The following is a 14476-nucleotide window of genomic DNA, read 5'->3' on the forward strand; positions in this document are numbered from 1 at the left end:
ATGGCATCGGCAAAAGTGCCAGTGCTGTCGAGGAATAACCCACGGTTATGTGCCGGTGTCATTAGGCAAAGGGGTCCTGCGGACGGGACAGGAAATCACCGGCAGGCCGTCCGATGGCTTTGTCTCGACCGCGCCCGAAAACAAAGCGGCGGCTCCGCCGGCCCGGACCGGACCGGCGGAGCCGCCACTGCCACGTCGAAGACGGTCAGCGCAGCCAGGGGATGCTGCGGTCGAGCAGACCGCGCTCCTTCAGCTCCTTGCGCAGCGGGATCTCGTCGTCGACGTACCCGTTCCAGTTGATGCCCCAGTAGTTGGCGGTGTGCGTACCCTCACCGAGCAGTTGGCGCTGCACCGGGGTCCGGTTCCGGTACCACTCGCCGTCCTTGTCCGGGTGCAGCTCGTCCAGCGGCCGGATCCACCGGTAGGTGTAGCCGACGAAGAGCATCTTCCGGGTGATCGTGGAGAGGTTGGTGGACCGGGAGTGCCACTGACGCCGGTCGAAGATGAAGGCGTCACCGGGATTGGCGGTGATCTCGACCGTGCCCTCGGGGTCCGGGTTGTGCACCGTCAGGTCGGCCGGGCGCGGCAGCGAGTTCCACAGGTGGCTGCCCGGGATGACCTTGGTCGCCCCGCGGCCCTTCTCCGACAGGTCGGAGAGCACGTACGCGACCTTGAGCGAGAACATCGGCCGCGGCAGGTTCGGATCCATCGTCTCGGGGTCCGAGTTCTGCCGGTAGCCGTCCTGGTGCCAGCCCCAGTACGGCTTCTCCGGCTCCAGTGCCGGCGGCGTGACGTCCAGGTGGTTGTGGTGGGTGTAGATGTTCCACCCCGCGAGACCCCACATGTAGGGGAACGCGATCGGGTGGGTGAGCAGCTCGCCGAAGAGTTCGTCCCGCTCCAGGAAGCCCAGCAGGTGCAGCGTGCCGTCCTTGGTGGTGTTGCCGGCCGCCTTCTCCTCGGCGTAGACCCGGTCGACCGCGGCCTCCAGGGCCGCGCGGTGGTCCTCGGTCAGGACGTTGCGGAGCAACAGGAAGCCCTGCTCGTGGAACTCCTTGCGATCCGTGTCACTGATCGGCTCGTAGCCAGTGCGGCCGCCGTAGTCGAACACCGCGTCCCCTCCCCATAGGGTGAAACTCTTTCTGAGCACACAGGCTGCCGATCGTAGCTCCCTCCGCAAGATCCGCATCTCGACGCTCCGGCGTGCGTCCGGCGCCGGCCATCCGGAGGTACGCAGGGCAGCCGGGCCATGACAGCACGCAATAAATCCGTCGAAAAATAGGGGTATTCGAGCCGATCTGGCCGTTTGTGCAATCACTGCCAGTTAGCGGTGGCCCGGTCGTGCAACAAAATCGCCGGCCGATCGGTGCCGCTCGCGGCCCGAACAGACTCAGTCGGTGAAGACCTCGGCGACCACCTGGTGCGGGGTCGGCGGCGCGCCCTTGACCGGCGCCCAGGTGCCGTCGTCCGCCGTCCACTGGAGGTCGCCGAAGCGCACCGTCTTCACCCCGTGGTCGTCGGCGTGCGACACCAGCCAGTGCGCGTAGCGCCAGCCCACCTGCTGATCCGTCGTCGGTACGGCCAGACCGGTCAACTCGGCCGGAACCGACGTCTCCAACCGGCCCCAGTCCAGCTTCAGCCCGGCGGTCAGCGCCGTCGCCGCCGCGTTCCCGCGCATCGCCGGCTCCCGGCCCACCGTGCAGGCCACCGCGCCGGTGGCATTGCCCAACAGTGCCCGGGTCAGCACCTCGGACTCGTCCGCCCACTGCTGGTACGCCCGCGGATAGGCCGACCGCTGCACCCGCTGCGCCGCGACCGTGACCTCCATCTGCTCCCAGCCGCGAACCTTCTTCAGCGCGTTGTAGAACTTGGTCGCGGCGTAGCGCGGATCCCGGATCTGCTCCGGCTTGCCCCAACCCTGACTCGGCCGCTGCTGGAACAGCCCCACCGAGTCCCGGTCACCGCCGGCCAGGTTGCGCAGCCGGGACTCCTGGAACGCCGTGGCCAGCGCCACCACCACGGCCCGTTCCGGCATGTCGCGCCGGACGCCCACCGCGGCGATGGTCGCGGCGTTCGCCATCTGCTCGGCGTTCAGCGTGACCCGGCCGTCCGCCTCCACCACGCAGCCGGGGGCGGCGCTGGGGATCGGCAGGGTATGCCCGAACTCGCGCGCGCCCAGGTAGACACCGAAACCGGCAACCGCCGCGAGCGCCACCCCCGCCGCCACCATGGCCCGAGTCTGCACCGCCACCCCCTGTCCGATAGCCGGACACAGCCTACTTCGAGCGCCCAAAATCCCGACCCGGTTCGGCCGGGTCGGCCGGCGGAGCCGGAGTCAGTTGCCGGGTACCCACCGGGCGGGCCGTTTCTCGCCGAACGCCGCGACGCCCTCACGCCCCTCCTCGGAGTGGAAGTACCGCACCGACAGGTCGCGCAGCTCCGCCAGGTCGGCCCGGAAGCTCTCCGCCGAGCCGCGCCGGAGCAGTTCCTTCGCCCCGGCCAGCGCGCCGGGCGCACCACGGACCAGCGCCAGGCAGTAGGAGGCGACGGTCTCGTCCAGCGCCTCGGCCGAGGTCACCGTGGTGACCAGGCCGATCTCGGCCGCCCGACGACCGTCGAAGACGTCCCCGGTCAGATACAGCTCGGCGGCGGCCCGTGCTTGCAGCCGGGGCAGCACGGTCGCCGAGATCACCGCCGGGATCACCCCGAGCCGTACCTCGGTGAACGCGAAGGTCGCCTCCTGGGCGCAGATCGCGATGTCGGCCGCCGCGACCAGGCCGAGGCCACCGGCCCGGGCCGGCCCGCCGATCCGGGCCACCACCGGCTTCGGGCACTCCCAGATCGCCGCGAGCACGTCACCCAGCATCGCCACCGGCACCGTGCCCTCGCGGTACGCCGCCGCCGTCTCCACCAGGTCGGCGCCGGAGCTGAAGACCGGCCCGGTGTGCGAGAGCACCACCACCCGGACGTCGTCGTCCGCCGCCGCCGCGCCCAGCGCGTCGAGCAGTTGCCGGAGCAGGGTGCTGGAGAGCGCGTTGCGGTTGTGCGGGCTGTCCAGGGTGAGAGTTGTCACTCCGTGCGTGGTGGAGACCCGGACGAGTGGATCAGGGGCTGAGGTCATGCCCGCACACTAGTCATATGCCTGGAGAGCTCCCAGTGGGCGAGCCCGTACCCGTCGACGGGGCGCTGCCCGACGCCGCCCTGGCCACGGTCGGCGACCGCGGCTTCGGCGTCTACGTCCACGTACCGTTCTGCGCCAGCCGCTGCGGCTACTGCGACTTCAACACCTACACCGCGACCGAACTCGGCGGGACGGCCGGCCGGGACGGCTATCCCGACCAGGTGCTCGCCGAGCTGCGGTTGGCCGCCCGGGTGCTGGCCGACCGGCCGCCGGCCCGGGTCGACACGGTCTTCGTCGGCGGCGGTACGCCCACCCTGCTGCCCCCGGACGACCTGGCCCGGATCCTGGACGGCATCGACCGGACCTGGGGGCTGGCCGCCGACGCCGAGGTCACCACCGAGGCGAATCCGGAGTCGGTGACCCGGGAGTCGCTCAAGGAACTGCGGGCCGCCGGCTACACCCGGATCTCCCTGGGCATGCAGTCGGCCGCCCCGCCCGTGCTGGCGATCCTCGACCGCCGGCACACCGCCGGCCGGGCCACCGAGGCCGCGCAGGAGGCCCGGGAGGTCGGCTTCGCCCACGTCAACCTGGACCTGATCTACGGGACGCCGGGGGAGCGCGCGGAGGACTTCGCGGCGTCGCTCCAGGCGGTGCTGGCCGCCGGGGTCGACCACGTCAGCGCGTACGCCCTGATCGTCGAGGACGGCACCCGGCTGGCCGCCCGGATGCGGCGCGGCGAGCTGGCGTACCCGGACGACGACGTGGCGGCGGACCGCTACCTGGCCGCGGAGGCGGCGCTCTCCGAGGCGGGTTTCTCCTGGTACGAGGTCTCCAACTGGGCCCGCACGCCGGCTGCTGCCTGCCGGCACAACCTGCTCTACTGGGCCGGCGGCGACTGGTGGGGCCTCGGTCCCGGCGCGCACAGCCACGTCGGCGGGGTCCGCTGGTGGAACGTCAAGCACCCGTCGAGTTACGCGGCCCGACTCGGCGCGGGGCAGTCCCCCGGGCAGGCCCGGGAGGTGCTGTCGGCGCGGGAGCGGCGGGTGGAGGAGGTGCTGCTCCGGCTCCGGCTCGCCACCGGGCTGCCGCTGACGGCGCTGGACGACGCGGGGCGGGCGGGTGCGTCCCGGTACCGCGAAACCGGGTTGCTGGACGGGGCGGCGTACGACGCGGGGCGGGCCGTGCTCACCCTGCGCGGGCGGCTGCTGGCCGACGCGGTGGTCCGGGACCTGCTGCCCTGACCCGGCCCCGACAGTGCGATGGCCCGCGCCGGATCCGGCACGGGCCAGCACGGCGCTGTCGGCACTACTTGATCATGCGGATGGACATCGGGTAGCGGTACAGCACGCCCTCGTTGGCCTTCATGCCGGCGATGATCGAGAAGATCAGCACCACCAGCCAGGCGATCAGCGGCAGGAAGAACAGCACGAGGGTGCAGGTCCCGACGATGAGCGAGACGATCGAGATGATGCCCCAGGTGATCTGGAAGTTGAGCGCCTCGACCGCGTGCGCGCGTACGGTCGGCGACTCGTTGCCCTTGGCGAGCAGCGCGACGAGCGAGGCGATGAAGCCGACCACGATGCCGCCGAAGTGGGCGATCAGGGCCCAGGTCTTCTCGTCGCTGTTGGCGTAGCCGGACGGTGCCGGTGCGCCGTACGGGTTGCCCGGTGGCGGGTAGCCGCCCGGTGGCGGGTAGCCGGCACCCGGGTACCCGCCCGGGGGCTGGCCGCCGGGGGGTGGGTAACCGCCGCCGGGGGGTGGGTAACCGCCGGGCGGCGGGTAGCCCCCGGGCGGGGGATAACCGCCACCGGAGGTCGGGTAGGTCCCGCCACCTGACGTCGGGTAGGTCCCGCCGCCCGAGGTCGGGTACGTGCCGCCGCCGGAGGTCGGCGAGGGCGAGCCGGGCGCACCGTACTGGGGTGCGGCGGGCGGGGGGTACCCCTCGCCTGGCGTCGGGTATTGGCCCGGATTCATCGGGGCGGTCGGGTCCGGGGGCGGACCGCCGTATTCTCCGGGAGGGCGAGGCGGTTCAGTCATGGAGGTCACGGTAGGACTCCCGCTCAACCGGCGCCAGCCGCCCCCCGGATTGAACCTTTTTCAACCTGAACCGCGCGGCGCTCACACACCGCGTCTGACCCTGCGGTCCCACGGACCGCAAGGGGAGGTTGAAAAAGGTTCATTGAATCTGGACAATGGCCGACCGTGCCTGCTAGGCCGACCGGGGTAGGGTGTGCTGGCAAGCCTGTTGTCCGGGTTCGGATAGCCCTTCCAATCGATCATCGCGCCGGGTACGCCTTGGTCGTAGACTGGCACTCGCTACAGTCGAGTGCCAGGGCGGACCTGGCCCGACCGTCGTGGCCGCCCCGGTCGTTTCGCCCAGCCGGGGCCGGGACGTCGCAGGGAGGTGAGGATGGGTCTCGACGACCGCAAGCTCGACGTGCTGCGCGCGATCGTGGAGGACTACGTCGCCACCCAGGAACCGGTCGGCAGCAAGGCCCTGGTCGAGCGGCACCAGCTCGGGGTCTCCCCGGCCACCGTCCGCAACGACATGGCCGTGCTGGAGGAGGAGGGTTACATCCGGCAGCCGCACACCAGCGCCGGCCGGGTCCCCACGGACCGTGGCTACCGGCTCTTCGTGGACCGGCTCTCCCGGGTCAAGCCGCTCACCCCGGCCGAGCGCCGGGCGATCGAGCGCTTCCTGGTCGGCGCGGTGGACCTCGACGACGTGGTGCACCGTACGGTCCGGCTGCTCGCCCAGCTCACCCGGCAGGTGGCCGTGGTGCAGTACCCGAGCCTGGCCCGGTCCTCCGTCCGGCACCTGGAGCTGGTGCCGATCTCCACCACCCGGCTGATGCTGGTCATGATCGCCGACACCGGTCGGGTGGAGCAGCGGCTGGTCGAGCTGCCGACCCCGATCAGCGCCGACGACGTGACCGACCTGCGCCGGCTGGTCAACGAGCGGCTCGGCGGCGAGAAGCTGGCCGAGACCCCGCCGCTGGTCCAGGCGCTGGTCGACGAGGTGGCCCCCGGGCTCCGCCCGGCGATGACCACGCTCGCCACGGTGCTGCTGGAGACCCTGGTCGAGCGGCACGAGGAGCGGATCGTGATGGCCGGCACCGCCAACCTGACCCGGGGCGGGCTGCTCGACTTCCAGGGTTCGCTGCGGCCCATCCTCGAGGCGCTCGAGGAGGAGGTCATCCTGCTCAAGCTGATCGGCGAGGTGGAGCCGAACACCCTCCAGGTACGCATCGGCGACGAGAACGAGATCGACAATCTGCGGGCCACCTCGGTGGTCAGCACGGGATACGGTCCGGGTACGACCATCGTCGGCGGACTCGGCGTGTTGGGTCCCACCCGGATGGACTACCCGGGCACCATCGCCACGGTGCGGGCCGTGGCACGCTACGTCGGCGACGTGCTGGCGCAGAACTGACCACCAAAGCTCACCCTGACGACCGGCGGACGGTAACGCGAGACAGACATGAGGACACGGAACGCAGTGGCCAAGGACTACTACGGGATTCTCGGCGTCAGCCGGGACGCCTCCGACGACGACATCAAGCGCGCCTACCGCAAGTTGGCGCGGCAGTACCACCCGGACGTGAATCCGGATCCGGAGGCACACGAGAAGTTCAAGGACATCAACGCCGCGTACGAGGTCCTCTCGGACGACCAGAAGCGGCAGATCGTCGACCTCGGTGGCGACCCGCTGGCCCCCGGCGGCGGCCCCGGGGCCGGCCCGGGCGGTGCCGGTGGGCCGTTCGTCGGCTTCCAGGACATCATGGATGCGTTCTTCGGGGCGGCGGGTGGCGCGCGCGGGCCGCGTCCGCGTACCCGGCCCGGTGCCGACGCGATCCTGCGACTCGAACTCGACCTGCACGAGACGGCGTTCGGGGTGGAGGCGCCGATCGCGGTGGACACCGCCGTGCTCTGCACCACCTGCTCCGGGGCCGGCACGGCGCCCGGTACCCATCTCGCCACCTGTGAGGCGTGCGGCGGGCGGGGCGAGGTGCAGTCGGTGCAGCGGACCTTCCTCGGCCAGGTCGTCTCGTCCCGGCCGTGCACCGTCTGCCAGGGGTACGGCACGGTCATCCCGCACGCCTGCCCGACCTGCGCCGGTGACGGCCGGGTGCGTACCCGCCGCTCGCTGACCGTCAAGATCCCGGCCGGGGTCGAGGACGGCATGCGGATCCGGCTGGCCCAGCAGGGCGAGGTCGGCCCCGGCGGCGGTACGGCCGGCGACCTCTACGTCGAGATCCACGAGCGGCCGCACGACGTCTACTCCCGCAAGGGCGACGACCTGCACTGCCGTGTCACCGTGCCGATGACCGCCGCCGCGCTCGGCACCCGGCTGACCATCAAGACGCTGGACAGCGAGGAGCCGGTCGACGTCAAGCCGGGCACCCAGCCGGGCTCGACGCTGCGGCTGCGGGCCCGGGGGGTGCCGCACCTGCGCGGTACCGGCCGGGGTGACCTCTACGTGCACCTCGACGTGCGTACCCCGACCAAGCTCGACGCCGAGCAGGAGCGGATGCTGCGCGAGTTCGCCAAGACCCGGGGCGAGGAGGTCGCCGAGCTGACCAAGCAGGGCGGCTTCTTCTCCCGGATGCGGGACGCCTTCAACGGCCACGCCTGACGGGCGCGTCGCCCGGCCGGCGAGCCGTGCCGGGCGGACGACCCGCTAACCTGCTCGCCGTGAGCGCGCCGCTGTTCCTGGTCGAGTCGCTGCCGCCCGGCGACTCCGTCACGCTGGACGGTCCGGAGGGGCACCACGCCGCGACCGTGCAGCGGCTGCGTACCGGTGCGGAGCTACTGCTCGCCGACGGGCGCGGCGGCACCCTGACCGCCGTGGTCACCGCCGTCGGCCGGGGCACCCTGACCGCCTCGGTCACCTCCCGGCGGTACGCCGACCCGCCCGACCCGCGCCTGGTGGTGGTGCAGGGCATCGCCAAGGGTGACCGGGCCGAGTTGGCCGTGCAGGCGATGACCGAGGTCGGGGTGGACGAGATCGTGCCGTGGGCGGCCGAGCGTTCGGTGGCGCAGTGGCGCGGCGACCGGGGCGCCCGGGCCCGGGACCGCTGGGTGGCGACCGCCCGCGAGGCGACCAAGCAGGCCCGCCGGCCCTGGCTGCCGGCGATCGCCGGGTCGGCGCAGGCGCCGGACGAGTCGACCCGCGCGGTGGCCCGGCGGATCGCCGGGGCGGCGGCCGGTTTCGTGCTGCACGAGGAGGCGGAGGCCCGGCTCGGCACCGCCGAACTGCCCGCGACCGGTGACGTCGTGCTGGTGGTCGGCCCGGAGGGCGGCGTGTCGCCGGCCGAACTGGAGACGCTGGCCTCGGCCGGCGCCGTACCGGTCCGGCTCGGGCCCGAGGTGCTGCGGACCTCGACCGCCGGGGTCGCGGCACTGGCCGTGCTCTCCACCCGACTCGGCCGCTGGTGACCCCGGGTCCACGATCCGTCCGGGACCGGCTTGCCGGCCGGGACGGCCGACGTCCCGGTGCTCGGGCAGTGTCCGTCCAAGATCCTTGTAGATCTATGGTTCGGAGCTGACCACAGATCTACCAGAATCCTGGCCGGCCTCCCCGGCGGGGTTGGGTGAGGGGGCCGGGTCAGCGGTCGAGGGCGGCGGTCAGGCGTGGGTCGGCGACGCTGCGGCCCGCCTCCACCCGGTACCGGCCGGACCGGGTCCGCCAGCCCTCCGGCTCCCAGACCTGGAAGGTCCGCTCCGGCAGCGGCACCCGTACCGTCACCGCCGCGCCGGGAGCCGCACCGGCAGCGGCGAAGCCGGCCAGCCAGCGGGCCGGACGGTCCGGATCGGTGGCCTCCGGGCCGACGTACACCTGCACCACCTCGCGGCCCGGGCGGGCGCCGGTGTTCCGGACCGTGACCACCGCGACCGGCCCCTCCGGCCCGACCTCGACGGTCAGCGACTCGTACGCCCAGTCGGTGTAGCCGAGCCCGTGCCCGAACGGGAAGAGCGGTGCGGCCCGCCAGCCCCGGTAGCCGACGAAGACCCCGTCGGTGTAGTCGAGCACCCCGTCGACCGGGGTGGTGGACAGCGCCGGGCAGTCCCCGGGCCGGCGTGGCCAGGTGGTGGGGAGCCGTCCGCCCGGTTCCGCCCGCCCCAGCAACACGTCGGCGAGCGCCGCCCCGGCCTCCTGGCCGGGAAACCAGGTGAGCAGGATCGCCGCCACCTCGTCGGCCCAGGGCATCAGCACCGGCGAGCCGGCGTTGACCACCACCACCGTCCGGGGATTGGCCGCCGCGACCCGGGAGACCAGCTCGTCCTGCCGGCCGGGCAGCGCCAGCGTGCTCCGGTCGAACCCCTCCGACTCCACCTCCTCGGTGGTGCCGACCACCACCACCGCCACGTCGGCGCCGGCGGCCGTCCGGACCGCCTCGTCGAGCAGTTCGTCGTCCGAGGCGGCCGTGGGCTCGGCATGCCCGAGGGTGAACGACACGAAGCCCGGGTCTTCGCCGTCGACCATCCGGCGGGTGAGCCGCACCTCGACCGGTTCGCCGGCCCGGACGGAGATCTCGAACCGGCGTTCGACGGTCGCCCGGAAGACCGTCCCGGTCTCCTCGGCCGGGTCGTAGAGCGGACCGTCGAAGAGGTCCACGCCATCCACGGTGAGGGTGAAGACCCCGAAGCCCTCGATCGAGAGCCGGGCGGTGCCGCTGGTCAGCGGCGTGTGTACGGCGGTGAGGTCGACGCTGGCCAGCTCGTCCGGCGGCAGCCCGTCCGGCAGGTCACCCATCCAGCGCACCGTCGCCCGGTCCAGCTCCGCCCGGTGGCGCTCCCGGCCGTCGGCGTCGCGCAGCGTCGCGGTGATCGGGGTCCAGGCCACGCCGCCGGCCGCCGGTAGCCGGAGCCGGGGGTCGGCGCCGACCGCGTACCCGAGGTCGGTGTCGGGGAGCGCGGCGGCCAGCCCGGCGAGCGGGGAGATCGCGTGCGGCGGCGCGACCAGGGCACTGCCGCCGCCCTGGATCCGCGCGTCGTCGGCGAGGGCGCCGAGCACCGCGACCCGGCGCAGCCGGCCCGGGTCGAGCGGCAGCAGGTCGCCGTCGTTGCGGGCCAGCACGAAGGAGCGGACCGCCACCGCGTGCGCCAGGGCAGCGCCGTCCGGCGGGCGCGGCAGGTCGGCCGGGTCCACCACCGGGGGTACGCCGTCGAGCAGCCCGACCCGGCCGGCGAGCCGGAGCACCCGGCGTACCTTCTCGTCCACCTCGGCCTCGGCGACGGTGCCGGCCCGCACGGCGGCGACCAGCGCGGCACCCCACGGATCGCCGACGGCCGGCATCACCACGTCGAGCCCGGCGTTCGCGGACGCCTCGGTGCTCTTCGTCGCCGTCCAGTCGGAGACCACGATCCCGTCGAAGCCCCACTCCCGCCTGAGCAGGTCCCGGAGCAGCCCGGCGTGCTCGGTCATGGTGTGCCCGTTGACCCCGTTGTACGCCGCCATCACCGCCCAGACCCCGGCGGCGACGATCCGCTCGAACGGGACGAGGTAGACCTCCCGGAGCGCCCGCTCGGAGACCCGGACGTCCACGGTCATCCGTTCCGTCTCCGAGTCGTTGGCGACCAGGTGCTTGACCGTGGCGCCCACGCCGAGGTCCTGCACGCCGGTGACATAGCCGACGCCGATCTCGGCGCTGAGCAGCGGATCCTCCGAGTAGCACTCGAAGTGCCGGCCGCCGAGCGGGCTGCGGTGCAGGTTGACGGTGGGGGCGAGGAGCAGGTGGATGCCCTTGCGCCGGCACTCGGCGCCGAGCACCCGGCCGGCCTGCCGGGCCAGCTCGGGATCCCAGGTGGCGGCGAGCGCGGTCGGGCTGGGCAGGGCGGTGGACGGGTCGTCCGGGGTCCAGCGGACGCCGCGTACCCCGACCGGGCCGTCCGACATCACCAGCGAGCCGAGCCCGATCGAGGGTACGGCCGGCAGGGTCCAGAAGTCCTGGCCGGAGAGGAGCCGGACCTTGGTCTCCAGGTCCAGCGCGGCGAGCGCCCGTTCCCGCACCGCGTCGTCCCCGCCGACCGTCGCCGCGTCGTCCCCGCCGACCGTCGCCGGGTCGTCCCCGCCGACCGTCTCCGCGTCCCGCCGATCCACCGTCATCGTCGCGCTCCCTCCACCGGCCGGATATCGATCATCCTGCCAGTCGGAGCCACCTCCCGCTGCCCGACGAGGACCGCCCCGACCCCGGGCGGCACCGCCCGGCGGCCGGCCGGCGGCTCAGGTGCGCAGGTAGGAGGCGCCGTTGAGGTCCACAATGGTGCCGGAGGCCCACTCCGCCTCGGGCGAGGCCAGCCAGTGCACGGCGGCCGCGATCTCCTCCGGCCGGGCGACCCGGTTGAACGGGCTCTGCGCCCGGATCGCGTCGCCGCGCGGCGCCTTGAGGTGCTCGTTGGTCATGTCGGTCTCGACGAAGCCGGGCGCGACGGTGGCGACGGCGATGCCGTACGGGGCCAGGGCCACCGCGAGGGACTGGCCGAGCGCGTTCAGCCCGGCCTTGCTGGCGCCGTACGCCGGCTGGGTCGGCTCGCCCCGGAACGCGCCCCGGGACGAGACGTTGACGATCCGGCCGCCCCGGTCCCGCAGGTGCCGGGCGGCGCACCAGATGGTGTTGGCCGCGCCGAGCAGGTTGACGTCGAGGGTCCGGCGCCACTGCTGCTGCCACTGCTCGTAGGAGGAATCGAAGACCGGGTGCCCGGCGTCCGCGCTGCCGAAGACCCCGGCGTTGTTCACCAGTACGTCGAGTCCGCCGAGCCGTTCGGCCGCGTCGTCGACCATCGCGCGTACCCCGTCCGGGTCGGCGAGATCGGCCTGGACCGCCACGTGCCCCTCGCCGGGCAGGGCGGCGACGAGTTGCTCGGCCAGCGGGGCCGAGTCGCGGTGGTGCACGGCCACCCGATCGCCGTCGGCGGCGAACGCCGTCGCCACCGCTCGCCCGATTCCCCGGGACGCCCCCGTCACCAGCACCGCTCGTCCAGCCATCCGATCATGATGCCGGGCGGCTCCCGGACCCGGACGCCCGGGCCGGCCATCCCGGGGTACGCCCGGGCCGGACCGCGCCGGGAAGCGGCAGCCCCTACGATTTCGATGATGGAGACCGACTGCCTGTTCTGCCGGATCGTCGCGGGCGAGATCCCGGCCACCGTCGTCCGGGAGACCGACACCACGCTGGCATTCCGGGACATCGACCCGAAGGCGCCGGTGCACGTGCTGGTGATCCCGAAGGAGCACTACGCCGACGTGGTGACCCTGACCGAGGCCGATCCCGGGCTGGCCGGCGACGTGCTCGGCACCGCGGCGGTGGTGGCCGAGACCGAGGGACTGGCCGCCGACGGCTTCCGGCTGATCTTCAACACCGGCCCGTACGGCGGGCAGGAGGTCTTCCACGCCCACGCCCACGTGCTCGGCGGTGAGCCACTAGGGCCGATGCTGGCCCGCTGAGCGGCCCGCAGCGCGGTACGCAGCCGGTCGACGCGCATCCCCTCGCCCCCGTTCGACGGTCCGGGCCGCACACCGGGCGGTAGCCGGGCCCAGGTCGGCGGGGCCGCGGCGCAGGCCGGCGGGCGGCGCAGGCCCGCGGGCGTAAGATCCGTGATCTTGGCGAGGGGACCGTGGGCGAGGGGGGATCATGACCGGGGGAAACCGGCAGTTCGAGCGGCTGGTCCGGCAGGCGCAGGCCGAGTCCCGGATTCCGGCGGTCTCGGCCGCGCTGCACCGGGCCGACCGGCCGATGCAGACCTGCACGGTCGGCACCACGGGCAACGACGCCCCGTTGGGTCCGGGCACGGCGTTCCGGATCGGCTCGGTGACGAAGACCTTCACCGCCGTACTCGTGTTGCAGTGCCGGGACGACGGACTGCTCGACCTGGACGACCCGATCGGGGCGCACCTCGACGTACCGGCACACGGCGAGCTGACCGTACGTCGGCTGCTGTCGCACACCTCCGGGGTGCAGCGCGAGCCGTACGGCGACGTGTGGGACACCCTGCACACCCCGGAACTCGACGAGTTCCTCGCCGACCTGGCGCGGGCCGAACGGGTACTGCCGCCGGCCCGCCGGTTCCACTACTCCAACCTCGGCGCCGCGCTGCTCGGCCAGGCGGTTGCCCGGCTGCGCGGCGGCACCTGGGCGGAGGTGCTCGCCGACCGGGTACTCGGCCCGCTCGGGCTGGCCGACACCGTCCCGCACCCGCCGGCGGGTGCGGCGACCGGCTTCCTGGTCGACGCCTACTCCGACCACGCCCGGCCCGAGCCGAACACCGACCTGGGCGCGGTCGGGCCGGCGGCCCAGCTCTGGAGTACCGCACCCGACATGGCCCGCTGGGCGGCGTTCCTGGCCGACCCGGCGGCGCTGGACCCGGCCGGTGCGGTGCTCCGGCCGGGCACCCTGGACGAGATGCGCTGGCCGTTGACGGTGACCGACGAGTCGCTCTGGACCGCCGGGTTCGGGCTGGGCCTGATCCTGCTGCCCCAGCGGGACGCCTCGGGAGCCGCCGAGCGGATCGTGCACGTCGGCCACGACGGTGCCATGCCCGGCTTCCTGGCCAGCGTCTACGGCCGGCGGGGCGGTTCCGGCACCCCCGGGGCGATGGGCTGCGCGGTGCTCGGCTCCTCCGGTACCGGTGTCGCGGTGAACGAGCTGGCGCACCAGATCCTGGCCGCCTCGGCGCAGGACGATCCCGCCGACATCGCGCCGTGGACCCCGGGCGAGCCGGCTCCGGAGCCCTACCGCGGGCTGCTCGGTCGCTGGTGGGGCGAGGGTTTCGAGTACGTCTTCTCGTGGCGGGACGGCGCCCTGCGGGCCCAGGGCGCGGCGGACCCGGCCGGCAAGCCGCCGGCCGTCTTCGCGCCGCTGCCGGACCGGCCGGACGTGCTGCGTACGGTCTCCGGGCGGGAGGTCGGCGAGCTGCTCCGGCTGACCCGGGACGACCGGGGCGAGGTGGTCAGGATGCACTGGGCCACCTACCGTTTCACCCGGAGCCAGGAGACTTTCGACCGCTTCGACTTCCGGGCGAGCTGACGGTCCCGCCCGCCTACCGGGCTCACCGCATCCACCCGTCCGGCACGGTCCCGGTCGTCGCGTTCCGAGGGGCGCCCCGGAAGGCGGCCGGTCGGCGACCTGTACTCCGGGAGGCGTCACGGCCGTCCGGTTACGCCCAGGATGTCCAGCTCGGCGGCTGACCGGGCCCCTTTCGGTGAGGGCGCCCCTGGTCGGTCCGACGCGGCGGGGCCGGGTCGGCGGGACGCGGACGCGGAGCGGTTGTGGGACGACCTGCCCAGGTCGGCGGAGAGCGGCGGAAATGGGCAGCGTGCCGTCGGCGTTGAACGGATACGATGACTCCAACGTCCGC

General features: G+C 73.4%; 12 protein-coding genes. 6 read left to right on the plus strand and 6 right to left on the minus strand.

Features of this window, described 5'->3' with window-relative positions:
* Window positions 1-205: 205 nt before the first annotated feature.
* From ACQEVC_RS17650 to ACQEVC_RS17660, 3 genes are all read right to left on the minus strand, one after another.
* Window positions 206-1108 carry a phytanoyl-CoA dioxygenase family protein gene (locus tag ACQEVC_RS17650; RefSeq protein WP_432878619.1) on the minus strand — a complete coding sequence of 301 codons (903 nt, stop codon included), beginning with the start codon at window positions 1106-1108 and terminating at the stop codon, window positions 206-208.
* A gap of 279 nt (window positions 1109-1387) precedes the next feature.
* Complete coding sequence (locus tag ACQEVC_RS17655; RefSeq protein ID WP_432878621.1) at window positions 1388-2248, minus strand: hypothetical protein; 861 nt, start codon at window positions 2246-2248, stop codon at window positions 1388-1390.
* Window positions 2249-2332: 84 nt separating this feature from the next.
* A complete protein-coding gene (locus ACQEVC_RS17660; RefSeq protein ID WP_432878624.1) occupies window positions 2333-3118 on the minus strand; it encodes an enoyl-CoA hydratase-related protein in 786 nt (261 codons plus the stop codon).
* A gap of 17 nt (window positions 3119-3135) precedes the next feature.
* Here ACQEVC_RS17660 and hemW point away from each other — a divergent pair, with 17 nt between their 5' ends.
* On the plus strand, window positions 3136-4359 hold the full coding sequence (gene hemW / locus ACQEVC_RS17665) for a radical SAM family heme chaperone HemW (protein ID WP_432878627.1): 1224 nt from the start codon (window positions 3136-3138) through the stop codon (window positions 4357-4359).
* Between the two features lie 64 nt (window positions 4360-4423).
* Here hemW and ACQEVC_RS17670 read toward each other — a convergent pair whose 3' ends face one another.
* Complete coding sequence (locus ACQEVC_RS17670) at window positions 4424-5155, minus strand: DUF4870 domain-containing protein (RefSeq protein ID WP_432878630.1); 732 nt, start codon at window positions 5153-5155, stop codon at window positions 4424-4426.
* A gap of 373 nt (window positions 5156-5528) precedes the next feature.
* Here ACQEVC_RS17670 and hrcA point away from each other — a divergent pair, with 373 nt between their 5' ends.
* The 3 genes from hrcA to ACQEVC_RS17685 all read left to right on the plus strand — a co-directional run bounded on the left by hrcA (window position 5529) and on the right by ACQEVC_RS17685 (window position 8557).
* A complete protein-coding gene (gene hrcA / locus ACQEVC_RS17675) occupies window positions 5529-6551 on the plus strand; it encodes a heat-inducible transcriptional repressor HrcA (RefSeq protein WP_432878633.1) in 1023 nt (340 codons plus the stop codon).
* Between the two features lie 66 nt (window positions 6552-6617).
* Entirely contained in the window at window positions 6618-7754 is a 1137-nt protein-coding gene (gene dnaJ / locus ACQEVC_RS17680; RefSeq protein WP_318398586.1) for a molecular chaperone DnaJ, read from the plus strand.
* Between the two features lie 59 nt (window positions 7755-7813).
* On the plus strand, window positions 7814-8557 hold the full coding sequence (locus tag ACQEVC_RS17685) for a 16S rRNA (uracil(1498)-N(3))-methyltransferase (protein WP_432878635.1): 744 nt from the start codon (window positions 7814-7816) through the stop codon (window positions 8555-8557).
* A 169-nt stretch (window positions 8558-8726) separates the two neighbouring features.
* Here ACQEVC_RS17685 and ACQEVC_RS17690 read toward each other — a convergent pair whose 3' ends face one another.
* Both ACQEVC_RS17690 and ACQEVC_RS17695 read right to left on the minus strand, forming a co-directional pair.
* On the minus strand, window positions 8727-11228 hold the full coding sequence (locus tag ACQEVC_RS17690; RefSeq protein ID WP_432878637.1) for a glycoside hydrolase family 3 C-terminal domain-containing protein: 2502 nt from the start codon (window positions 11226-11228) through the stop codon (window positions 8727-8729).
* A 117-nt stretch (window positions 11229-11345) separates the two neighbouring features.
* Window positions 11346-12107 carry an SDR family NAD(P)-dependent oxidoreductase gene (locus ACQEVC_RS17695; protein WP_432878640.1) on the minus strand — a complete coding sequence of 254 codons (762 nt, stop codon included), beginning with the start codon at window positions 12105-12107 and terminating at the stop codon, window positions 11346-11348.
* A gap of 105 nt (window positions 12108-12212) precedes the next feature.
* On the opposite strand from ACQEVC_RS17695, the gene ACQEVC_RS17700 reads away from it, so the two are divergent.
* Complete coding sequence (locus ACQEVC_RS17700; protein ID WP_432878642.1) at window positions 12213-12566, plus strand: histidine triad nucleotide-binding protein; 354 nt, start codon at window positions 12213-12215, stop codon at window positions 12564-12566.
* A gap of 187 nt (window positions 12567-12753) precedes the next feature.
* Window positions 12754-14145 (plus strand): serine hydrolase domain-containing protein, encoded by a 1392-nt coding sequence (locus ACQEVC_RS17705; RefSeq protein ID WP_432878645.1) that lies wholly within the window; start codon window positions 12754-12756, stop codon window positions 14143-14145.
* The last annotated feature ends 331 nt before the right edge of the window (window positions 14146-14476 follow it).

The sequence above is a fragment of the Plantactinospora sp. CA-294935 genome (assembly GCF_050936445.1).
Classification (GTDB): domain Bacteria; phylum Actinomycetota; class Actinomycetes; order Mycobacteriales; family Micromonosporaceae; genus Plantactinospora.

Coding starts and splice junctions, on each gene's coding strand:
- ACQEVC_RS17660 (WP_432878624.1), bottom strand. CDS start 3,118: ATGACCTCAGCCCCTGATCCACTCGTCCGGGTCTCCACCACGCACGGA.
- hemW (WP_432878627.1), top strand. CDS start 3,136: ATGCCTGGAGAGCTCCCAGTGGGCGAGCCCGTACCCGTCGACGGGGCG.
- ACQEVC_RS17670 (WP_432878630.1), bottom strand. CDS start 5,155: ATGACTGAACCGCCTCGCCCTCCCGGAGAATACGGCGGTCCGCCCCCG.
- hrcA (WP_432878633.1), top strand. CDS start 5,529: ATGGGTCTCGACGACCGCAAGCTCGACGTGCTGCGCGCGATCGTGGAG.
- ACQEVC_RS17690 (WP_432878637.1), bottom strand. CDS start 11,228: ATGACGGTGGATCGGCGGGACGCGGAGACGGTCGGCGGGGACGACCCG.
- ACQEVC_RS17695 (WP_432878640.1), bottom strand. CDS start 12,107: ATGGCTGGACGAGCGGTGCTGGTGACGGGGGCGTCCCGGGGAATCGGG.
- ACQEVC_RS17700 (WP_432878642.1), top strand. CDS start 12,213: ATGATGGAGACCGACTGCCTGTTCTGCCGGATCGTCGCGGGCGAGATC.
- ACQEVC_RS17705 (WP_432878645.1), top strand. CDS start 12,754: ATGACCGGGGGAAACCGGCAGTTCGAGCGGCTGGTCCGGCAGGCGCAG.